This window comes from Cobetia amphilecti, assembly GCF_020217465.1.
In the GTDB taxonomy this organism is placed as follows: Bacteria; Pseudomonadota; Gammaproteobacteria; order Pseudomonadales; family Halomonadaceae; genus Cobetia; species Cobetia amphilecti.
The window spans coordinates 793041-815712 of record NZ_CP084115.1 but is presented as its reverse complement, the minus strand read 5'-3'; the positions used below and the strand labels follow the sequence as shown (position 1 = coordinate 815712).

Genomic DNA, 22672 nt, shown 5'->3' with positions numbered 1-22672 from the left:
AATCGCGTGGCCTCTTCTTTCTCCGCAAGCCCCTGAGTTCACGGGGGCCTACACAGCTCATTTCATTTCAGTTCAGCGCATTCCAATTCAGCTCAGCTCGATCCAGACACTCTTGAGCTGGGTGTACTCCGCCAGCGAGTGATGTGACTTGTCACGGCCGTTGCCGGACTGCTTCACCCCACCGAAGGGCATGGTCTGATCGCCCCCCGCCCAGTTGTTGACAAAGACCTGACCGGATTCGAGACGATGCGTCACGCGCATGATGCGATCGATGTCCTGACTCCACACCCCTGCCGCCAACCCGAAGTCACTGTCATTGGCCAACGCCAGCGCTTCGTCTTCGGTCTCGAAGCCGAACACGGACAGCACCGGGCCGAAGATTTCCTCGCAGCCGATCGCCATCTGTGGCGTGACGCCATCGAAGACCACAGGACGAATGAAGAGTCCGGACCCTTCGACCTCCTCACCGCCGGCGCGCAGTGCCGCGCCCTCCTCGACACCTTGGCGGATATAGCCCATCACGCGCTCATATTGGGTACTGTCGACCATCGCGCCCATGAAGCTTGCCGGGTCCAGCGGGTCGCCCGGCTGCATGCGCTCGGCAGCCGCGACCACCTTGGCGACGAAGGCATCACGGATCGAGTTCTCCACCAGCAGACGTGAACCCGCGATACAGACCTCGCCCTGGTTGTAGAAGATGGCGGCAGCGGCACTTTCGGCGACGCGATCCAGATTGGCGCAATCGGCGAAGACGATGTTGGGGCTCTTGCCGCCACACTCCAGGAACACCCGCTTCAGATTCGACTGCCCGGCATACTGCATCAATTGCTTGCCGACGGCGGTGGAGCCGGTGAAGGCCAGGCATTCGACGTCCATCGACAGCGCCAGTGCACGCCCGACGGTATGCCCGAAGCCCGGCAGCACCTGGAAGACGCCGCTCGGGATACCGGCCTCACGCGCCAGCTGCGCCAGACGCAGCGCCGACAGCGGTGACTTCTCCGACGGTTTGAGGATGACGCTGTTGCCCGCCGCCAACGCCGGGGCGATCTTCCACGCCGTCATCATCAGCGGGAAGTTCCACGGCACGATGGAGGCCACCACGCCCAGCGGTTCGCGCAGCACCATGCCCAGCGCCTGCTGACCGGTCGGGGCGACCTCACCGTAAAGCTTGTCGATGGACTCGGCCTGGTGGCGGATCGAGCCGATCGCCCCGGCCATGTCGTTCAGCGCGCTGGTGACCGGCTTGCCCATGTCGAGGCTATCCAGCAACGCCAGCTCATCCTGATGGGCTTCCATCAGCTCGGCGAGTCTGAGCAACACCTGCTTGCGCCGGGTCGGGGCCATGCGCGACCAGACACCGCTCTTGAAGGCGGCACGCGCATGACGAATGGCGATCTCGGCATCGGCGCTGTCACAGCTGGCGACCATCGCCAGCCGCTCACCGGTGGCCGGGTTGAGGCTCTCGAAAGTCTCGCCGCTGACCGCCGGCACGAATTCGTCATTGATGAAGGCATTGCCTTGCAACTGCGGGGTCAGGCGGGCGGCCAGCGCCTGCCATTCGGCCAATGTCTGAGGACGGCTCATGATCAGGATTCCGAGGTCAGGGAAGAGGAAGGTTCAGAGGATGGAGCAGAGGAGAGTGAAGAAGGCAGCGAGGACGAGGGCGAAGTGGCCTTCAGCGCAGCGGAAGAGCAAGCGGCGGCGTGACTCGCCAGCTGGCGCGCCGTTTCATCCAGTGCCGCGCGCGCCAGACTGACCAGCGCATCGATCTGCTCATGCGTGATCACCAGCGGCGGCGAGATGATCATGGTGTCGCCCACCGAGCGCATCACCAGTCCCGTCTCGAAACAGATATCACGACACAGGTTGCCGACGGCCTGGGAAGAATCGAAACGCTCGCCACTGGCCTTGTCGGCCACCAGCTCCAGCGCCCCCATCAGGCCAAGCGAACGCGCCTCGCCGACCAGCGGGTGGTCTGCAAGCGTGGCCCAGCGACTGGCGAGATACGGCCCCAGGTCGTCACGCACCCGGGTGACGATATCCTCGCGCTGCATGATCTCGAGGGTCTTGAGCGCCACGGCGGCACACACCGGGTGTCCGGAATAGGTGAAGCCATGGAAGAACTCGCCGCCCTCTTCGATCAGCGTATCGGCGACCCTATCGCCGACCAGCACACCACCGATCGGCAGGTAACCGGAGGACAACCCCTTGGCGATGGGCATCAGATCGGGCTTCAGGTCGTAATGCTGACTGCCGAACCATTCGCCGAGGCGACCGAAGCCGCAGATGACCTCATCCACCACCAGCAGGATGTCATATTTCGCCAGCACGGCCTTGATGGCAGGCCAGTAGCTGTCAGGCGGCATGATCGCACCGCCGGCACCCTGCACGGGCTCGGCCAGGAAGGCGGCCACGTTGTCCGGGCCCAGTTCCTGAATACGCGCATCCAGTGCTTCGGCACACAATCGCCCGAAATCGTCTCTGCTCCGTGTCACAAGTTCCGGGCTTTCACTCGCCTTTCCACGCCCTTCCGCGAACCAGTAGGGCTGGCGAATATGCGTGATGCCGGGCACACAGGGGCCACCCTGACCATGCATGGGGGCCATGCCACCCAGGCTCATGCCCGCGACGGTCGAGCCGTGATAGCCATTCTCGCGCGCGATGATCCATTGCTTTTCCGGCTGGCCCTTGAGCGCCCAGAACCGCCGTACCATGCGCAGCATGCTGTCATTGGCTTCAGAACCGGAACCGGTGAAGAAGACATGATTGATATGCTCCGGCGCGAGACGACACAGCTCGGCCGCCAGCTCGATCGCCGGCGGGTGGGCGGTCTTGAAGAAGGTGTTGTAGTACGGCAGCTGCGTCATCTGCTGGCTGGCCGCCGCGACCAGTTCCGGCTGGTCATAGCCGAGGTTCACGCACCACAGCCCCGCCATGCCATCGAGAATCCGCTGGCCATCGGCGTCATGGATATAGACGCCGCTGGCACCGGTGATGATTCGACTGCCCTGCTCGCCCAGCTGCTTGAAGTCGGTGAAGGGGTGCAGGTGGTGGCGCGCATCCAGCGCCTTCAGGCGTTCGCCAGCGTCATTCATTGCCATCTTCACGCCTCCTCGCGAGTCGGGTGACAGGTCGGCAAGGTGCCACCCTCGGCCTTGTCACGACAGGCCGCGGCAAAGCCTTCCAGAATCGCCTGATACAAGGCGTGCTCACGCGGCTTCCATTCCGGATGCCACTGCACCGCCAGCGTGAAGGACGCCGCACCACTGACCGAGACCGCCTCGATTAGCCCATCCGGGGCAACCGCTTCGATATTCAGGCCCTCACCAAGACGGGCGACCCCCTGCTGATGCAAGGAATTGACCTGCGCCTCGGGCGCGGCGTAAAGCCCTGCCAGCACTCCGCCGGGCGAGATGCTGATGGCATGCGATGGCGCGAACTGCGCCTCGAGATCGCCCTTGGGCTCACGATGATCCATCAGGCCTGCCACCTTCTGCACCGCCTGGTGCAAGCTGCCGCCGAAGGCAACGTTCAGCTCCTGAAACCCGCGGCAGATCCCCAGCAGCGGCAGTCGCAACTCAAGCGCCAGCGGCACCCAGCAGAGCACCGCAGCGTCGCGGGCCGGGTCTTCATAGGTATTCTCCGGCGCGCTGGTCTCGCCGTAGCGTGAGGGGTGCATGTTGGAATAGCTGCCAGTCAGCAGCAGACCATCCAGGCGTGCCAGCAGGGCGCTGGCGGCGTCGGGCTCGACATCCTCCCAGACCGGAATGACCACCGGATCCAGTCCGAATTCACGCAGAGCGCTGACGTACTTGTCGGTCACCATATGCGCCGGATGACCTTCTACGGTGCGACGGCAGGCAATGACGCCCACCAGGGGACGAGGTGGCATGGGATCTCCTTTGAGGCGAACAAGCAGGCCTTGGATGATTGGTATGTTTTAATCAACATAGACTGAACGCCTTTCCTTGCCAACCCGACGAAACGACGATTTCACAAAAATCCATACAACACACTGTTTAAAAAGGATTTATCGCCATAACACCAAAGCCATCCAGCCACGAAAACCGTCAAGTGTTGTAAAATATTTGACAACAATGGCCATGATGGCGATATATAAACCACAACATCCCATGCCCACAGGTGATATCCATGTACAGCCTCCCCGTCGATGAGGCCAGAGAATTTCTGGACCGTCATCCGGAAATCGAGAACATCGATCTGCTGATCAGTGACATCAGCGGCATCCAGCGCGGCAAGCGAATCCCGCGCGAGAATCTGGAAAAGGCCTATGAGAATGGCATCAACCTGCCAGGCTCCGTCTTCGCACTGGATATCGCCGGCAACACCATCGAGGAAACCGGGCTGGGGCTCAGCAGCGGTGACAGTGATCAGGTCTGCCGCCCCATCCCCGGCACCCTGATGGCAGCCCCCTGGCTGCGCAACGGCAAGCAGGGGCAGCTGCTGATGAACATGCGTGATGACAAGGATGGCCCCTTCTTTGCCGACCCGCGCAATCAGCTGCAGAAACAGGTCGATATTCTTGCCGACATGGGCCTGACGGCGGTCGTCGCGCTGGAACTGGAGTTCTATCTGGTCGATCGCGAACGCGATGACCTGGGCATGGTGCAGCCGCCGTGCTCCCCGCTGACAGGCGAGCGCGCCAGCGAAAGCCAGCTCTATTCCATCGGCGAGCTGGATGAGTACGCCGACTTCCTCGACGAGATCCAGACTGCCGCGCGCATCCAACAGCTGCCGCTGGATACCGCGCTCAAGGAATGTGCGCCGGGCCAGTTCGAGATCAACCTGATCCATCTCGACGATGTCATGAAGGCCTGTGACAGCGCTGTCCTGCTCAAGCGTCTGATCAAGGGCGTCGCCCTGCGCCACGGCTTCGATGCCACCTTCATGGCCAAGCCGTATGGCGACGAGGCCGGCAACGGCATGCATGCGCACATGAGCCTGTTGGACCAGCACGGCAACAATGTCTTCGCCGCGCAGGACGAGAATCCGCTGGGCACCGAGACCCTGCGTCACGCCATCGGCGGCCTGCTGGAACTGATGCCCGCCTCGATGGCGCTGTTTGCGCCCAACCTGAATTCCTATCGCCGCTTTCAGCAGGGCCTGTACGTGCCGATGGCGCCGACCTGGGGCTTCGACAATCGCTCGGTCGCCATCCGTATCCCCTCCGGCCCCAACGAGGCACGTCGTCTCGAGCACCGTGTCGCCGGGGCCGACGTCAATCCCTACCTGCTGCTGGCCACCTTGCTGGCCTCGGTGATCCACGGCATCACGCATCAGGTCTCGCCGGGCGAGCCGGTCACCGGCAATGCCTATGACCAGTTCGAGCCGAGCCTGACCAACAGCTGGCCCGAGGCACTGACGCTGCTGGAGGAGAGTGAAGCACTGGCCCACGCCTTCAGCGAGCGCTTCCTGAACGTCTTCATTGCTGGCCGTCGCGCGGAGCGTGAAGCGGCCATGCAGATCATCAGCCGTCTGGAATACGACTGGTACCTGCGCAACATCTGATCCACACCGACCCCTCCACCAACTCCAGGGCTCAGGACATGACAATCATAAAAACCGTCGCTGCCCGCGACTTCGTTGGTCACTCACTGCATGGCCACGGCTTTGCAGACCGGCTCCCCGCAGAGCGCTGCTGCGCTGACCAACTCAGTACCGAGCAAGTCAGTACCGACCAAGTCAGTACCGAGCACTTCCTCGCTGCATGGGAGGCCCGGGCATGAATCAGGTCTCTCCCGTCCCCCCAGCGCCCCCACACCCCTTCGCTCCCTCCGTCAGCGTCCGTGGCAAGGGGCGCAGCATTGCCATGTTCGGCGTCATCCTGGCACTGGTGCTGGGCATCACCTTTACCCATGAGGCCGGCACGCCGTTCGGCTGGATCAGCCTCGTGCCATCGCTGATCGTGCTGGTGGTCGCCATCGCGACCCATCGCACCCTGGAAGCCCTGGCCATCGGCGCGCTCGCGGGTCTGCTGATACTGCAGCCTGACGACTACATCGGAGAGCTGGCCGATATCTCGCTGGGCATGATGATGAACGAGACCATCGCCTGGCTGATTCTGGTCTGTGGGCTGATGGGCGGCTTCATCGCCATGATGGAGAAGTCCGGTTGCACGCTGAGTTTCAGCAACATGATCGGTCGCCTGCTCAAGACCCGTCGTCAGTCGCTGATCGGCACCGTGATCCTCGGCATTCTCATCTTCATCGATGACTATCTGAATGCCCTGGCGACGCCGGCGGCGATGAAACGCCTGACGGACCGCTTCGGGGTCTCGCGTGAGAAGCTGGCCTATATCGTCGACTCGACTGCCGCGCCCATCTGCATTCTGGTGCCCCTCTCGACCTGGGCGGTGTACTTCTCCCAACTGCTCGAGGAAGGCGGTGCCACCGAAAGCGGCATGTCGCTCTATATCCAGGCGATTCCCTACATGCTGTATGGCTGGATCGCGATGGCGCTGGCCATGCTGGTCGCCATTGGCCTGATGCCGGACATCGGACCGATGAAGGCCGCCGAGCGACGCGCCAAGGCCGGCCAGCCGATTCCTGACGGCGCCCCGGAGCCCCTGCCGGAAGCAGAAGCGCCGAAATCCAGCCCATGGATCGGTCTGATGAACTTCGTGCTGCCAATGGCCGTGCTGATCGGCGCCAGCGCCTGGTTCGAGATCGACCTGCTCAAGGGCGTGATCGTCGCTACGCTGTTCACCATCCTGCTGTATCTCGCCCAGCGCCTGGTGTCGTTTTCCTCGCTGATGGACGCGGTGATGGACGGCTTTCGCACCATGATGCTGCCCCTGGCCATCGTGGCGGTCGGGTTCGTGCTGCGCGAGGTCAATGACCAGCTAGGCATGACCACCTTCATGATCGAGAGCCTGACACCCTACCTGACTCCGGCGATCCTGCCGGCCATCGTGTTCGTCAGCATGGCCGTCGTGGTCTTCGCGACCGGCTCCTCCTGGGGCGTGTTCGTGATCTCGATCCCGATCGTGATTCCCATCGCACTGCACATGGATACCTCGCTGCCGCTGATCGTCGGTGCCCTGCTGTCAGCCTCCAGCTTCGGTAGCCACGCCTGCTTCTTCTCGGACTCTTCGGTACTGTCCTCACAGGGTTGCGGGGTCCAGCCGATGCAGCATGCGCTGACGCAACTGCCCTACACCTTGATCGGTGCGCTGGTCACGACGCTGGGCTTCCTGCTGATGGGATTCTGGATCGCCGGCTGACCCAGCGCTCACGCCATGAATCGGCCAGACATGCACTGCGCCCCGCCTTCACAGGCGGGGCGCAGTGCGTTTCGGGCCAGGTCAGGCGTGCTTTCCAGCCCATGAAAAAGCCACCTCCCGATAAGGAAGGCGGCTTGGGGCATTCTGGAGAACAGGCTGATCAGATACCGAGCTTGTCGCGGGTCTGGTAGTACCAGGCCCCCACGGCAGACAGCGGCACCCGCAGCATGCGGCCACCGGGGAACGGCAGGTGCGGCAGGCCGGCGAAGGCATCGAAGCGGCCATCACGGCCGGTCATCACCTCACTGATCAAGCGCCCTGCCAGATGGCTGCAGGTCACGCCATGCCCGGAATAGCCCTGGGCGTAGTAGACGTTGTCATTGAGCACGCCGAACTGAGGCAGACGATTGAGCGTCATCAGGAAGGTACCGCTCCAGGCGTAGTCGATCTTGACCTTGGCCAGTTGCGGGAAGGCCTTGAGCATCTTGGGACGAATCAAGGCTTCGATATTGCTGGGGTCTTCGCCGCCATAATTGACGCCGCCACCGAAGATGAGTCGGTTGTCACGGGTCAGGCGGTAGTAATCGAGCAGGTAATTGCAGTCTTCCACCGCCATGTTGTTGGGCAGCAGACTACGCGCCACATCCTCCGCCAGCGGTTCGGTGGTGATGATCTGGGTACCACAGGGCATCGACTTTCCTTCAAGCTCCGGCAGCACACCATTGAGGTAGGCATTGCCCGCCATCACGACGCGGTCGGCCCGCAGGATACCGCCCGCGGTCTTGAGCACGACGGGGCTGCCATGCTCGAGACTCAGCAGCGGGCTGTGCTCGAAGATCACGCCGCCCAGCGACTCGAAGGCTGCGGCTTCGCCCAACACCAGATTGAGCGGATGAATATGGCCACCGGAGTGATCGACCAGCGCGCCCGTATAGCCTTCGGCACTCACTTCACGCTTGTAGGCATCGCCTTCCAGCAATTCAAGACTGGAGTTGCCATAGCGCTCCCACAGCGCCTTGTGCTCCTTGAGCCCCTTGAGCTGACGCGCATTGCAGGCGGCAAACAGATTGCCTTCGCGCAGGTCACAATCGATGCCATAACCGGTGATACGCTCACGAATGATGCGGTTGCCTTCAAAGGCCATGTCGCCCAGCGCACGTGCCGTCTGGGCGCCGAAACGCTCCTCGATCACATCCATGTCGCGGCTGTAGCTGTTGACGATCTGCCCGCCATTGCGACCGGATGCGCCGTAACCCACGCGGGCGGCCTCCAGCACCATCACCTTGAGGCCCTGCTCGGCCAGGTGCAGCGCCGCCGAGATGCCGGTGAAGCCAGCCCCGACGACGCAGACATCACAGCTGACATCTCCCGCTAGCGGGGGCCGTTCGGGCGCGGCATTGGCTGAGGCGGCATACCAGGAGGCAGCATGTTCCAGGGGCAGAGAGGCACTCATGACAATTTCCTTTTGGTTATTTTAATCAACATAAAAGCACGATATCACGGATCATCGAGCCAATCACGCCGACCTTGACATGCAATAATCACCACAAGCAGCAACCTGCCATCACAGAGCGCCCCACCTGAAACGCCGAGAGGCCGTGACGACTGTCACGGCCTCTCGGCTCCCTCATGGGCTTGCCCCGCAGGGTGAGATACACAGTGCTAGACACACAGGACATGTTCCGAAGGGCTAGACACGCAGCAGCAGGTGCTCCCGCTCCCACGAGCTGATGACCTGGAAGTACTCACGATGCTCGGCACGCTTGACGGCCAGATAGCTCTTCACGAAGCGCTCGCCGAGAATATCCGCCAACGGCTTGCAGGAGTGCAGCGCATTCAGTGCAGGCCCGATATCGTCCGGCAAGGAATTACCGCCCTCCCAGGCAGAGCCCACGGCCGGCGGACGCGGCTCGATCTGCGCCATCATGCCCAGATAGCCGCAGGCCAGCGAGGCAGCCATCACCAGATAGGGATTGGCGTCGGCGCCGGCCAGACGGTTCTCGACCCGCGTCCCCTCGGCATCTGACACCGGCACCCGCAAGCCGACGGTGCGGTTGTCAAAGCCCCACTCCACGTTGATCGGCGCGGAGCCACTGGTCTCGCTGCGCATCAGGCGGCGATAGGAATTGACGTTGGGCGCGAAGAACGGCATCGCGGACGGCATGTAGGTCTGCAAGCCGCCGATGAAGTTGCGAAACAGGGTGCTGGCCCGCCCTTCATCATCCGCGAACAGGTTCCTGCCGGTCGCGACATCCACCAGGCTCTGATGGATATGCATCGAGCTGCCCGGCTGATAGGCCATCGGCTTGGCCATGAAGGTACCGTACATGCCGTGGCGCAATGCCGTCTCGCGCAGCGTGCGCTTGAACATCACGACCTGATCGGCCAGCGCCAGCGGGTCACCATGCTCGAAATTGACCTCCATCTGCCCGGCGCCCTCCTCATGGATCAGGGTATCGAGATCCAGCCCCATGGCCTCGCAGTAGTCATACATCTCCTCGAAGAGCGGATCGAACTCATTGACCGCATCGATGGAATAGGACTGACGGCTGCTCTCCTGACGACCGCTGCGCCCGATGGGCGGCTCCAGCGGATAGTCGGAGTCCTTGTTGGTCTTGACGAGATAGAACTCGGCTTCGGGGGCCACCACCGGCTTCCAGCCGCGTGCGGCATACAGTGCCAGCACTCGCTTGAGCACATAGCGCGGCGACAGCTCCACCGGATCACCATTGAGGTAATAGCAGTCATGGATGATCTGCGCGGTGGGGTCTTCCGCCCATGGCACCAGATAGACGGCACTGGTATCCGGGATCAGCTGCATGTCCTGCTCGGCCGGATTCCAGAAGCGGCTGTCTTCATCATCCGGATACCCGCCGGTGACGGTCTGGATGAAGATGGAGTCCGGCAGGCGCGGTCGCCCACCATTGAGGTACTTGCGCGCCGGCATGATCTTGCCCTTGAGAATGCCGGTCAGGTCGGTGACCAGACATTCCACCTCGGTGATGCCATGTGCCGTGAACCATTCCTGCAGCACGGCTTCGTCGTCTTCGCGACCATTGGGTTCGTACTTCATGACACCTTCCTTGAACGCTACAGGGCAGGCCACGCGCTCGGCAGCCTGCTTCGATAGACCCGATTGCCAGCGCTCAGCGCGCCTTCACCTCGGACCACAGCTGCTGGAAGATCTGCAGCTGCTCGCCGGAGAGACTCGGTGAGAAACGCAGTCGCGCCATGTCCTCTTCGGAGGGCTGAATCGGTGGCTGAGTCAGCACCTCATCCAGATACGGCTCTGCCGCGGCATTGGGGCTGGCGTAGTAGTTGTAGCTGGAGAGCTGCGCGCCGACCCGAGCATCGAGAATGAAGTTGATGAAGGCATTCGCCAGCTCCGGGTGTGGCGCCCTGGCGGGAATCATCATCGAATCCACCCACTTCTCGGTGCCCTCATCGGGGATGACGAACTTGATATCAGCGAAGGACTCCGGATTTTCCTCACGATAGAACAGGTAGTCGCCATTGAAGGACAGCCCGGCATGCGTGACCTTGCGCGCCAGCTGCTGAAGTGCGGGCGTGCCGTCGGAGAAGCCACTGAAATTGCCGCGATGCTTGGTCTCGATCAGCAACCTGGCGGCCTCGCGCCAGTCATCCAGGTCCGTGCAGTCGTAGCCATGGCCGAGATAGGCGCAGGCGATGCCCATGCTGACCTGACCACCGGTCATCAAGCCGAACGGCCAGGCATCATTGATGGTCGGATCAAACACCATCGACCAGCTCTTGGGCGCTTCCTTGAAGGTGCTGGCGTTGTAGACAAGCCCGGTGACACCCCACTGATAGGGCGCGGCATAGTCGAGCCCCTCCCCCAGCACCGGATCACGGAACTGCTCGGCGAGATTGGCCAGATTCGGCACCTTGTCCTTGTCGAGCTTCTGCACCAGGCCCATCTCGATCAGGCGCGGTACGTAGTAGCTGGAGGGCACGATGATGTCGTACTGGGAGACACCCCCGGCATTCAACTTGGCGACCATTTCCGGCTGCGAGTTGTAGTAGTTCTCGACCACCTCGACGCCGAACTTCTCCTCGAAGGCGGTGATGATTTCCGGGTCCATGTACTGGGTCCAGTTGAAGAGATACAGCTTCCTGTCTTCGGCCTGGACGCCACCGGCCAGCAACAGGCTGGCGATGGCCGCAGCGAAACGCAGCGTGTCAGTTGTCATCGTGATGCTCCATGCGTGGCTTCGACTCAGACATCAATCAGAGCTCCCTCGGTTCAGAGCCCCTCGGTTCAGCGCGACTGCACCTCAGACCACAGCTGCTGAAATACCTGCAGTTGCTGGCCGGAGAGACTCGGTGAGAAACGCAGGCGCGCCATGTCATCCTCAGAGGGCTGAATCGGTGGCTGAGTCAGTACCTCATCCAGATACGGCGCAGCGGCGGCGTTGGGACTGGCGTAGTAGTTGTAGTTGGAGAGCTGCGCGCCGACCTTGGCATCCAGAATGAAGTTGATGAAGGCGTTCGCCAGCTCCGGGTGCGGTGCTTTGGCCGGAATCATCATCGAATCCACCCACTTCTCGGCACCTTCGTCAGGAATGACGAACTTGATGTCAGCGAAGGACTCCGGGTTTTCCTCCAGATAGAACAGGTAGTCGCCGTTGTAGGACAACGCGCCATGGGTGACCTTGCGCGCCAGCTGCTGAAGCGCCGGCGTGCCATCGGAGAAGCCGCTGAAGTTGTCGCGGTGCTTGGTCTCGATCAGTAGCCTGGCGGCTTCGCGCCAGTCATCCAGGTCGGTGCAGTCGTAGCCGTGCCCGAGATAGGCACAGGCAGACCCCATGCTGACCTGACCATCGCCCATCAGGCTGAAGGGGTAATAGCCATTGACGGCAGGATCAAACAGCAAGGACCAGCTCTTGGGAGCGTCCTTGAAGGTGCTGGCGTTGTAGACCAGTCCCGTCACGCCCCACTGATAGGGAGCGGTATATTCGGCGCCCGGATCGAAATTCGGGTCACTGAACTGCTCGGCGACATTGGCCAGGTTCGGGACCTTGGCCTTGTCGATCTTCTGCACCAGGCCGGTTTCGATCAGACGCGGCACGTAATAGTTGGACGGCACGATGATGTCGTACTGGGAGACGCCGCCCGCGTTGAGCTTGGCCAGCATCTCCGGCAGCGAGTTGTAGTAGTTCTCGACCACCTCGACGCCGAACTTCTCCTCGAAAGCGGTGATGATTTCCGGGTCCATGTACTGGGTCCAGTTGAAGAGATACAGCTTCTTGTCTTCGGCCTGGACGGCACCTGCCAGCAGCAGACTGCCGATGGCGACAGCGAAACGCAGCGTGTTGTTTGTCATTGTGATGCTCCGCTCAACGTGCTTGAGAAGTGATGGGACGTGCGTGATGAATGATCAGACCCGACGTCGGCAAGGACAGCAGTGTCAGACCGCCTGTGGATATTGCGTATTCTCACGACGCCGCGCGCCGGCGCGACAGCACCAGACTCGTGAGCGCCGCCAGGGCGACCGCCGCCATCATCAACGTGGCGATGGCATTGATTTCAGGAGTCACGCCCTTGCGTATCGCGCTCCAGATGTAGATGGGCAAGGTGGCGCTCTCCGGTCCGGCGGTGAAGAAACTGATCACGAAATCATCCAGCGACAGCGTGAAGGAGAGCAGGAAGCCCGAGATCAATGCCGGCTTGAGTGTCGGCAACATGAAGAACTGCACGCGCTGCCGCGGTGTCGCGTAGAGGTCCTTGGCCGCCTCGAACAGCGTCGGGTCCAGCCCGACGAAGCGCGAGTAGACGATCAACGCCACGAACGGCACCTGGAAGGTGACATGTGCGATGGTCATGGTGGCCAGTCCCGGCGACAGCAGACCGGTCAGCTCATTGATCTTGACGAAGAAGGTCATTTCCGAGATCCCGAACACGATGTCCGGCAGCACGATGGGCAGATAGATCAGCACGATCAGCCAACCCAGCTTGCGGTGACGATGGCGATACATGCCATACCCGATCAGCGTGCCGATCATCAGCGCCAGCAATGACGACACCACCGCCAGCAGCAGCGAATTGCCCAGCGCCGACAGAATCGCGTCATTGCCCAGCAGGCGCCGATACCAGCGCAGCGACACGCCAGTGAAGCTGGCGGCACTGTTGGAGGCATTGAAGGAAAACAGCATCACCACGATCAGCGGCAGATACAGAAAACCGAGCGTCAGCCACCAGAAGCCCCGCAATCCCTTGTGAAAACCACCGCGCCTCATATCACCACCTCTTCACCGCCGCCCAGCCGCTTGCCGATACGGCGCATCGCATACAGTCCAATGAAAGTGGCGATCAGCATCAGGATCGCGCCCGCCGCCCCCAGCGGCCAGTTGGCGCTGCCAGCGAACTGATTGGCGACCAGATTGCCCAGCATCATGCCCTTGCCGCCGCCCAGCAGCTCCGGAATCACGTACATGCCGAAGGCCGGAATCGCCACCAGCACGACACCCGCCAACAGCCCCGGCAGCGTCTGGGGGAAGACCGCGTGCCAGAAGGTCTTGAGCGGCGAGGCGTAGAGGTCCTGCGCCGCCTCCACCAGTGAAAGATTCAACTTCTCGAAGGCGGCGTACAGCGGCAGCACCATGAACGGCAGGAAGTTGTAGACCAGCCCCAGAGTGACCGCGAAATTGGACGGATAGAGCCCCATGTTGGGCGCGATCATGCCCATGGCTTCCGCCAGCTCCGCCAGCGGCGTGCCCGGCGCCAGCAGATTCATCCAGCCGAAGGTGCGAATGACCTGATTGGTCCAGGACGGCACCACCACCGCCAGCAGCATGATCGGCCGCCAGCGCTGGTCTGACTGCGAGATGTAATAGGCGATCGGATAGGCCACCAGCACCACCAGCACAGTGGAAAGCACGGTCTGCCACAGCGAGCGCCCCAGCGTCATCAGGTTGCCCGGGCTCCAGCCGAGAAAGCCCTGTCCGGCCAGCTGCTGAAACGAGGTCAATGACAACGGCATTTCCGGCAGCCCATAGGGGCCGTTGGTCATGAAGGCCACGCTCATCAGATAGAGACTGGGCAGCACCAGAAAGACGATGATCCACAGTGCACCGGGCGCGACCGTCAGCAACAGGTGGCGTGACTCGGCGACCACCGCGCGGCTGCGCGCGGTGGCCAGGGTTGTGTGATAGGCCATCGTCATCCCCTCAGCGTGATCAGGTCTTGCGCGGCGACCACCACATCGACCTGGTCGCCGACTTCCGGCAACTGGCCCCCCCGGTTGTTGACCACCACCTGCACGCTGACACCCGCCACCTCGACACGATATTCGGCGTGGCTGCCGCGGTAGAGTCGCTCCTGCACTCGGCCCGGCAAGTGGTTCTCCAGCACGTCGTGACGCTCGAACTCGCTGGCGGGTCGCCGGCGCAGGTCCAGCGTCTCGGGACGCAACAGCAGCAGACTGCCAGTGCCCGGCGCCTGTGCGGTCAGTACGCCCAGCGGCGTGGTCAGTCGGATGGCGTCACTGCGGCTGTCATCGCGAGCCGTGACGTCGAACAGATTGGCATGGCCCATGAAGCGCGCCACGAAGGCATTGGCCGGACGCTCGTAGATCTCACGCGGCGAGCCGACCTGCTGGAGGCTACCGCTGTCGAGCACCGCAATGCGGTCCGACATCACCATCGCTTCCTGCTGATCATGGGTAACGAAGACGAAGGTCATGCCCAGGCGCTTCTGCAGGCGCAGCAGCTCGATCTGGATCTGGCTGCGCAGGCCGGCATCCAGCGCCGACAGCGGCTCATCCAGCAGCAGCACATCCGGCTCGCAGACCAGCGCCCGCGCCAGCGCGATGCGCTGACGCTGACCACCGGAGAGCTGGTCGACCCGGCGATCGATCAGGCTGCCCAGCTTGATGAACTCCGCCATCTCGGCAACCCTGGCCTCGCGCTCCCGGGGGGCGACACCGCGCATCTTCAGGCCGAATGCCAGGTTGTCGCGCACCGACAGATGCGGAAACAGCGCATAGGACTGGAAGACCGTGTTGACGCTGCGCTGATGCGGCGGCACCTCGGTGACGTCCCGCCCGCCGATCACCACCTGACCTTCATCCAGCGCCTCGAGACCGGCCAGAATCCGCAACAGTGTCGTCTTGCCACAGCCCGAAGGCCCCAGCAGCGTGAAGAACTCGCCGGGCTGGATGCTCAGGTCCACGCCATCCAGCGCCGCCACCTCATTGCCGAAGCGCTTGTGCAGCCCCTTGAGCTGGATGGAGGATGCCGCGCGTCGCGGCAGCGCGGGCTGATCCGCATTGGTGCCGTGGCTCTCGCCGACGCTCTCATTGACGGTATCGCCAAGGTTCTCACCGGCGTTATCGTCGAAGCTCTCACCGACATGCTCACTGACGCTCTCGCTGGCGTGCGTGCCGCCAGGCGCCCGCGCGCCGGCAGGCTTTCTCGTCATGTGCTGCTCGGGCGTACCAGCGTCCTTGCCATCCACCGCGCTCATCGCGCCTCCCTTGCGATTACTCACCAGTCGTTTCCAGCTCTTGGGCTGTCGGGGTGTTCAACAGTGTCAAATGTGCAGCACCTTCATCATGGCCTCGGCCTATAGCCGATCACGCAACGTGTAGAAGCTGGTCGCCAGGACCAGCAGAGGAGTTCGCAGCCAGCGCCCGCCCACGAAGGGACGATGCGGCATGGCGGCAAAGATATCGAAACGTTCTGCCTGACCGGCGATGGTCTCGGCAACCAGCTTGCCCGCCAATCCTGCAAGCGACATGCCATGTCCCGAGTAGCCCTGAGCGTAATAGACATTCGGCGCAAGACGCCCGAAGTCCGGCGCGCGGTTCATGGTGATGGCCACGTCACCGCCCCAGCGGTAATCGATCGCCACGCCATCGAGCACCGGAAACAGGCGGCGAATCTTGCTGTCCATGCGCGCCTTGAGGCCACGCGGCTCCTGACCGGTATAGCTCACCTCACCGCCATACAGCAGGCGCCTGTCGGCAGAAAGACTGTAGTAGTCGAGCACGAAGTTGGCATCGGAAAGCGCGTCATCCTGCGGCAGGACCTGCGCGACCTGAGCCTCGCTGAGCGGTTCGGTGGCGACGATGTAATTGGCGACACGCATGATGCGCTCTTCCAGCGAGGCGACGAGGCCATTGAGGTAGGCATTGGTGGCCACGACCACGAATTCGGCGCTCACGCAGCCATGCTCGGTATGGATACGAGCACGCCGTGAGGTGCCATCGGGTGTATCGCCGCTCTGGCCGTGGTCAAGCTGACGCACCCGGCTCTGTTCGCAGAGCGTGACGCCGGCCTGCTGGGCAGCTCGCGCAAGTCCGAGGGTATAGTTGAGCGGATGCAGATGACCGCCCTCGCCATCATGCAACGCGCCCGGATAGGCGTCGGTGACGACCCGCTCGCGCAGCGCATCGCCCTGCAGCCACTGCAGCGCGTGATAGTCGTAATCGCGTGCCATGCGCGCCTGGAACTCCTGCAGTGCGCGCACATGACGCGGCTTGACCGCGGCATGCAGGTAGCCCTGGGTGAAATCGCAGGGAATCTGATGCCGGGCAACCAGCTCGGCGGTCAGGCGCACGGACTCGCGGCTCATCTCCCAGATGGCGCGTGCCTGCTCGCGCCCCAGCGCCTTCTCGACCGTCGCGATATCGGTGCCGAGCCCCGGCAGGATCTGGCCGCCACTGCGCCCGGAGGCCCCGAAACCGATAGTCTGCGCTTCCAGCAGAATGACCGAATAGCCACGCTCGGCGAGATGCAGCGCAGCGGAGCAGCCCGTGACACCGCCGCCGATCACGCAGACATCGGCACGCTGCTCACCAGCTAGAGGCGGGCATGGGTCAAGCGTCACACGCTGGCTGGCCTGGTAGTAGGAATACGAGCCAGCACACTCGCTCTGCGTGCCTGATCTGAAGCCGCCCATGCACCTCCTCATCCGCTCTTGTTGAGTTTATTCACCATCGACTGGAATATTTTCGATATTTACCACACGTTTCGCTGGAATGCTGCATGTTGATTGCGCTGCATGGGAGAAATCTTCAACACCCCACGGCATTGGCGCACCCTGGTGGTGCGCACACGCGGCATGCGCAGCGCCGGCCGCTCCACCACAACATGCGACAAAAAAGCCCCGCCAGCCAGAAAGGCTGCGGGGCTTTTTAAAGATATGCTGTCCTGAAGACATGCGACTTGGAGATATACCGTCGATTTGACCGGCTACATCATGACGCTTGACCACACACCTGGCAGCCGGGGTCGCGCTTGAGGCCCATGCGTCGCCATTCACCGCTCAGGCCATCGAAGGTGGCCAGGCCGCGATGCACGCTGCCGGCACCGCTGATCAGCTTGAGCGCCTCCAATGCCTGGAAGGCGCCGATGATGCCGACCAGCGGCGCGATGACACCACTTTCAGCGCAGGTCAGCTCTTCATCGCCCAGCTCATCCGGCGGGTACAGACAGCCATAACACGGCGCCTGTGGCTCACGGCGATCGAACACCGCCAGCTGGCCGGAGAAGCGTATCGCGGCGCCGGACACCAGCGGGGTGCCCGCTGCCACGCAGGCGGCGTTGATCGGGAAGCGTGAGCTGAAGCGATCAGTGCAATCGAGCACCACGTCTGCGGCGGCCACCTGCTCGGCCAGCGCCTCACCCTGCAGCCGCTCTGACAACGCGATCACCTCGGTATCAGGGTTGATCGCCAACAGCGAGGCGGCGAGTGATTGCGCCTTGGGCTGATCGATGTCGGCGTCACCATGGGCGATCTGGCGCTGCAGATTGGACAACTCGACGTGGTCATCATCGGCCACCACCAGGGTGCCGATGCCCGCGGCTGCCAGATAGAGCGCTGCCGGGCAGCCCAGGCCACCCGCCCCGATCACCAGAACCCGCGCCGCCAACAGGCGCTGCTGCCCGGCAATGTCGACCTGAGGGAGCAGGATCTGGCGCGAGTAGCGCAGCAATTGCGAATCTTGCATGGGAGAAAAGCCGCCTATCGGTAAATGAAGTGAGAAGCCATGAGCCCTGCCCAACAACAACAACAGGGCTTGCCATTACTTGGCATCCAGCTCCTCGATATCGGGCACATGCAGCGAGAACTGCTCCTTGACCTCTTCCATCACCACATAACTCTTGGATTCCTTGACGCCGGGCAGCGTCAGCACCACATCGCCGAGCAGCTGACGATAGGCGGACATTTCCGGAATCCGGCACTTGAGGATGTAGTCGAACTGACCGGAGACCAGATGACACTCCTGGATCTGCGGCAGCTTGGAGACGGCGCGGCGGAACTCATCGAACACCGACGGCGACTGCGTCTCGAGACTGATCTCGACGAAGACCAACAGATTGGCCTTGAGCGCCTTGGGGTCGAGCACCGCCTTGTAACCGCGGATGACGCCGGCGCGCTCGAGGCGTTTGACGCGCTCCAGGCACGGCGTGGTGGAAAGGCCGACTTCCGAGGCGAGGTCGACATAGGAGATACGGGCATTCTCTTGCAGGCAACGCAGAATCTTGAGGTCGATGCGGTCCAGAGAGCGTGATTTTGCTTTCATTGTAATAGTTTTCCCAGCAGGGTGACTTGCAGCAGGATCATCCGTGCTCCTGGCTTCCGTGCAGTCAGGCCGTCGGATAACAAGGGGGTTATCAGATGACCATGCCAATCATGCAGGTTCATTACTATCATACCCGGCCAACAGGGGATACGCCTTCACTGGCGGTACTGTGACGAGGATTCCACGCAGACTCCACTGAAAACGGTGGAATGCACTACAGGGGTGCCAAGCGCGAGGATGTCAGTGGGGACCACACACGGGCACCGCTATCCGGCGCCCGACGAGCATCAGGCCAGCTTGCCCAGCGTGATGCGTTCGCGCCCGCCCAGGTCTTCCAGGGTCTCGACGTCGACGAAGCCGCCGGCACGCAGTGCCTCGCGCACTTCATTGCCCTGGGTAAGGCCATGTTCCAGCATCAGGTGGCCGCCTGCGGCCAGGTGCTGCGGCGCAGTGGCGATCAGATGCAGGAAGTCCGCCAGCCCTGCCTCGGCCGCGACCAGCGCCGAGCGCGGCTCGAAGCGCACATCGCCCAGCGCGAGATGCGGATCATCATCGGCCAGATAAGGGGGGTTGGCGGTAATCAGCGCAAAGCCGCTCTCGGTAACGGCACTGAACCAGTCACTTTGGCGGAATTCGGCATTGACGATCGCCAGACGCTCGGCATTGCCACGCGCAAGCTGCACGGCTTCCTCGATGAGATCGACCCCCAGCACCTGCCACTGCGGGCGATGACGCGCAAAGGCCAGCGCGATGGCACCGGTGCCGGTGCCGAGATCCAGCAGCTTGCCGCTGGTGGCCTCGGCCAGTTCCAGCGCGCACTCCACCATGACCTCGGTGTCCGGGCGCGGAATCAGTGTGGCCGGTGAACAGGCCAGCGTCAGGCCATAGAATTCACGCCGCCCGAGCAGATGCGCCACGGGATGGCCCTCGGCGCGACGCGCCAGCAGCGCCTCGAAACGTGCCACACCCTCGGCGCCGGCCTCACTCCCGAGATCACGATCGCCCCAGGTGTAGAACCAGGTGCGCTCTCGTCCCATTACCTCGCCCAGCAGCAGCTCGGCATCCAGACGCGGAGAATCGCTGCCCGCCTCGCTCAGACGGGCAGTCGCGGCTGCCAGGGTGACATCGATTCTCACCTTATTGCTCCTGCAGTGCGGTCAGCTGATCGGCCTGGTATTCCACCACCAGCGGCTCGATCACTTCGTCCAGCTGGCCGGCGATCACTTCATTGAGCTTGTAGAGCGTCAGGTTGATGCGGTGATCGGTCAGACGCCCCTGCGGGAAGTTGTAGGTACGGATACGCTCGGAGCGATCACCCGAGCCGACCAGCTTGCGACGGGCATCGGAGGTGGCCTGTGCCTGGGTATCCACCGCGGCCTGCTTGAGGCGCGCCGCCAGCAGTGACATGGCGCGCGCACGGTTCTTGTGCTGGCTGCGCTCGTCCTGACACTCCACCACCACGCCGGTGGGCAGGTGGGTGATGCGAATCGCGGAATCGGTAGTGTTGACGTGCTGACCACCGGCGCCGGAGCTGCGATAGGTGTCCACGCGCAGGTCGGCCGGATTGATGTCGACGTCACCGACTTCATCGGCCTCGGGCATCACCGCCACGGTGCAGGCCGAGGTATGGATTCGCCCCTGGGATTCGGTGGCGGGCACGCGCTGCACGCGGTGCGCGCCGGACTCGAACTTGAGGCGCGAGTAGACGCCCTCGCCCTTCACGCGGGCGATGACTTCCTTGAAGCCGCCGTGCTCGCCGTGGCTGGCGCTGACGGTCTCGACCTTCCAGCCCTTGAGCTCGGCGTAGCGCGAGTACATCTTGAACAGGTCGCCGGCGAACAGCGCCGCCTCATCACCGCCCGTGCCGGCGCGCACTTCGAGGAAGACGTTGGCACCATCATCCGGGTCGCGCGGAATCAGCAACTGGGTGATCTCGGCTTCCAGCGTCTCGAGCGCCGCCTCGGTCTCGCGGACTTCCTCTCGCGCCATGTCGCGCATCTCTGGATCACTGTCCTCCGCCATCGCCAGCGCGGCGTCACGGTCTTCGTTCAGGCCACGATGGCGGCGCCATGCCTCGATCAATGGCTCAAGCTCGGCATACTCCCGCGACAGGTCGCGGAACCTGGCCTGGTTCCCGATCACTTCGGGCTCCGACAACAGTGCGGAGATCTCCTCGAAGCGGTCATGGAAGGTGTCGAGCTTGGTGATGAGGCTGTCTTTCATGAAGGGTCCTGTGATGAATCAGCCGGCGCGAGCAGAAGCGTCTGGGCCGTCTGAAGAATATCCTGGCGATCGTCTCCCGAGGCCTGGCGCAGTGCCAGCGTCGGGTGATGCATGAAGCGATTGGCCAGCTGGCGTGCCAGCTGCGCGACCACTTCCTGGGGGTCGCGTCCCTGATCGAGCTCCGCCAGCGCCTGCGCCTCGCATTCGGCGCGCAGTTGCTCGCCATGGCTGCGGTAGCGCTTGATGACTTCGCCGCCACTGCGCACTCGCTTGAGGTGCAACCAGGCGTTGACGCCCTGGCGAATCAGCTCTTCTGCCTGGGCAGCGGCCAGCTCGCGATGGCGACGATTCTCATCGATCACTTCCTGCAGGTCATCGACCGTATAGAGGAAGACGTCGTCGAGGTCACCGACCTGCGGCTCGATATCGCGCGGCACGGCGATGTCGACCATGAACACCGGCTTGTAGCGGCGCTTCTTGAGCGCGCGTTCCACCATGCCCTTGCCGAGAATCGGCAGCTGGGAAGCGGTGGAGGCTATCACGATATCGGCATTCTCGAGGGCATGCGGAATGCCTTCCAGGCCGATGGCGCTCCCGCCCAGCTCATCGGCCAGACGCTCGGCGCGCGACACGGTGCGGTTGGCGATGCACAGGTTGGCGATGCCCGCTTCCTTGAGATGACGCGCGACGAGTTCGATGGTCTCGCCGGCACCGATCAACAAGGCATTGGCCCGCGAGAAATCATCGAAGATGTGGCTGGCCATGCTGACGGCGGCGTAGGCCACCGAGACGGGGTTCTCGCCGATACCGGTCTCGGTACGTACCTGCTTGGCGACCTGGAAGATATGCTGGAAGAGCTGCTCGAGCTCACCGCCCAGCCCCACCGAGTTGCGCGCAAATTGATAGGCGTCCTTGAGCTGGCCCAGAATCTGCGGCTCGCCCAGTACCATCGAGTCCAGCCCCACCGCGACACGGATCAGATGGCGTACCGCCTCTTCTCCCAGGTGCTGATAGCTGCAACGCGACAGCTCCTCCACCGGCAGGCGGTGAAAACGCCCCAGCCACTCGAGCACCGACTTGGCGCCATCACTGGTCACGCAGTAGAGCTCGGTACGGTTGCAGGTCGACAGCACCGCCGCTTCGGAGACCGCCGGCAGGCGCTTCAATTCGCCCAGCGCGGCATCGAGCTGCGCAGGCGTGAAAGCAACGCGCTCGCGCACGTCAACGGCGGCGGTGCGGTGATTGATGCCAAGGGCAAGAAGGGTCATGGAGTCAGTCGTCAGGGTCTGGCCGGCAGGAATCGGCGTCAATGTCAGGCGGCTCTCGGTGCTGGCCTGCCGCGAGGCCAAGGCCAGGACAGCAGGTAATCCGCGCAGGCTCGGTGCCTTTACACCTGTCGACTCAATGGGGACAAAGGCGGCTGACATAAAGGCACACAGGACTGCCGAAGCGGCTGAGATCGTAATATTAGCGCGCTCATTCTACCACAGCGTCTGGACCACGCGACCCCGCAGCATGTCGCAGCCGATGAGGATTTTCCATGATGCTGGCAGGCTATCGCTATCAGCCCGCGCGGCGTATCTGTCGGCATACGAGGCATCCGGTGGGTCATGCCACTTGCTTGCATCGGCAACGCTATCCCCGCTCGCCACCAGCCG

General features: G+C 62.8%; 18 protein-coding genes. 2 read left to right on the top strand and 16 right to left on the bottom strand.

The genetic code is table 11. The features are described from left to right. Positions 1-87: 87 nt before the first annotated feature. From LCW13_RS03445 to LCW13_RS03435, 3 genes are read right to left on the bottom strand one after another with little or no spacing between them, the layout of a single operon-like run. Complete coding sequence (locus tag LCW13_RS03445) at positions 88-1584, bottom strand: aldehyde dehydrogenase (RefSeq protein ID WP_225347596.1); 1497 nt, start codon at positions 1582-1584, stop codon at positions 88-90. Between the two features lie 2 nt (positions 1585-1586). Next, the gene (locus tag LCW13_RS03440) at positions 1587-3101 is read right to left on the bottom strand and encodes an aspartate aminotransferase family protein (protein WP_318527672.1); all 1515 of its coding nucleotides are present in this window, start codon (positions 3099-3101) and stop codon (positions 1587-1589) included. Positions 3102-3103: 2 nt separating this feature from the next. Beyond that, positions 3104-3892 carry a gamma-glutamyl-gamma-aminobutyrate hydrolase family protein gene (locus tag LCW13_RS03435; RefSeq protein ID WP_225347595.1) on the bottom strand — a complete coding sequence of 263 codons (789 nt, stop codon included), beginning with the start codon at positions 3890-3892 and terminating at the stop codon, positions 3104-3106. 260 nt (positions 3893-4152) lie between these two features. Between LCW13_RS03435 and LCW13_RS03430 the strand changes: the two genes are divergently transcribed. Both LCW13_RS03430 and LCW13_RS03425 read left to right on the top strand, forming a co-directional pair. After that, complete coding sequence (locus LCW13_RS03430) at positions 4153-5529, top strand: glutamine synthetase family protein (RefSeq protein ID WP_054555114.1); 1377 nt, start codon at positions 4153-4155, stop codon at positions 5527-5529. A gap of 214 nt (positions 5530-5743) precedes the next feature. After that, positions 5744-7243: a Na+/H+ antiporter NhaC family protein gene (locus LCW13_RS03425; protein WP_225347594.1), complete on the top strand. Its 1500-nt coding sequence runs from the start codon at positions 5744-5746 to the stop codon at positions 7241-7243. Positions 7244-7403: 160 nt separating this feature from the next. On the opposite strand, the gene LCW13_RS03420 is transcribed toward LCW13_RS03425, so the two are convergent. The 13 genes from LCW13_RS03420 to hemA form a co-directional block, all read right to left on the bottom strand. Then, on the bottom strand, positions 7404-8696 hold the full coding sequence (locus tag LCW13_RS03420) for an NAD(P)/FAD-dependent oxidoreductase (RefSeq protein ID WP_225347593.1): 1293 nt from the start codon (positions 8694-8696) through the stop codon (positions 7404-7406). A 237-nt stretch (positions 8697-8933) separates the two neighbouring features. After that, complete coding sequence (locus tag LCW13_RS03415; protein ID WP_225347592.1) at positions 8934-10316, bottom strand: glutamine synthetase family protein; 1383 nt, start codon at positions 10314-10316, stop codon at positions 8934-8936. Positions 10317-10389: 73 nt separating this feature from the next. Further along, on the bottom strand, positions 10390-11454 hold the full coding sequence (locus tag LCW13_RS03410) for an ABC transporter substrate-binding protein (protein ID WP_225347591.1): 1065 nt from the start codon (positions 11452-11454) through the stop codon (positions 10390-10392). 68 nt (positions 11455-11522) lie between these two features. Continuing rightward, positions 11523-12587 carry an ABC transporter substrate-binding protein gene (locus LCW13_RS03405; RefSeq protein ID WP_225347590.1) on the bottom strand — a complete coding sequence of 355 codons (1065 nt, stop codon included), beginning with the start codon at positions 12585-12587 and terminating at the stop codon, positions 11523-11525. Between the two features lie 112 nt (positions 12588-12699). Next, on the bottom strand, positions 12700-13500 hold the full coding sequence (locus LCW13_RS03400; protein ID WP_225347589.1) for an ABC transporter permease: 801 nt from the start codon (positions 13498-13500) through the stop codon (positions 12700-12702). Further along, positions 13497-14420: an ABC transporter permease gene (locus LCW13_RS03395; RefSeq protein ID WP_225347588.1), complete on the bottom strand. Its 924-nt coding sequence runs from the start codon at positions 14418-14420 to the stop codon at positions 13497-13499. Before LCW13_RS03395 ends, LCW13_RS03400 begins: the two co-directional genes overlap by 4 nt. Positions 14421-14422: 2 nt before the next feature. After that, positions 14423-15751, bottom strand: a complete 1329-nt coding sequence (locus LCW13_RS03390; RefSeq protein ID WP_225347587.1) for an ABC transporter ATP-binding protein — start codon at positions 15749-15751, stop codon at positions 14423-14425. A 75-nt stretch (positions 15752-15826) separates the two neighbouring features. Continuing rightward, positions 15827-17164, bottom strand: coding sequence for an NAD(P)/FAD-dependent oxidoreductase (locus tag LCW13_RS03385; RefSeq protein ID WP_225347586.1), 1338 nt, complete (start codon positions 17162-17164; stop codon positions 15827-15829). A 298-nt stretch (positions 17165-17462) separates the two neighbouring features. Further along, the gene (locus tag LCW13_RS03380) at positions 17463-18215 is read right to left on the bottom strand and encodes a HesA/MoeB/ThiF family protein (protein WP_043335874.1); all 753 of its coding nucleotides are present in this window, start codon (positions 18213-18215) and stop codon (positions 17463-17465) included. A 75-nt stretch (positions 18216-18290) separates the two neighbouring features. Further along, positions 18291-18791 carry an Lrp/AsnC ligand binding domain-containing protein gene (locus LCW13_RS03375; protein ID WP_043335877.1) on the bottom strand — a complete coding sequence of 167 codons (501 nt, stop codon included), beginning with the start codon at positions 18789-18791 and terminating at the stop codon, positions 18291-18293. A 287-nt stretch (positions 18792-19078) separates the two neighbouring features. Next, the gene (gene prmC / locus LCW13_RS03370; RefSeq protein WP_225347585.1) at positions 19079-19927 is read right to left on the bottom strand and encodes a peptide chain release factor N(5)-glutamine methyltransferase; all 849 of its coding nucleotides are present in this window, start codon (positions 19925-19927) and stop codon (positions 19079-19081) included. A 1-nt stretch (position 19928) separates the two neighbouring features. Beyond that, positions 19929-21014 carry a peptide chain release factor 1 gene (prfA, locus tag LCW13_RS03365; RefSeq protein WP_215823898.1) on the bottom strand — a complete coding sequence of 362 codons (1086 nt, stop codon included), beginning with the start codon at positions 21012-21014 and terminating at the stop codon, positions 19929-19931. Next, positions 21011-22282, bottom strand: coding sequence for a glutamyl-tRNA reductase (gene hemA / locus LCW13_RS03360; protein ID WP_192838326.1), 1272 nt, complete (start codon positions 22280-22282; stop codon positions 21011-21013). The genes prfA and hemA overlap by 4 nt, the downstream gene beginning before the upstream one ends. Between the last annotated feature and the right edge of the window lie 390 nt (positions 22283-22672).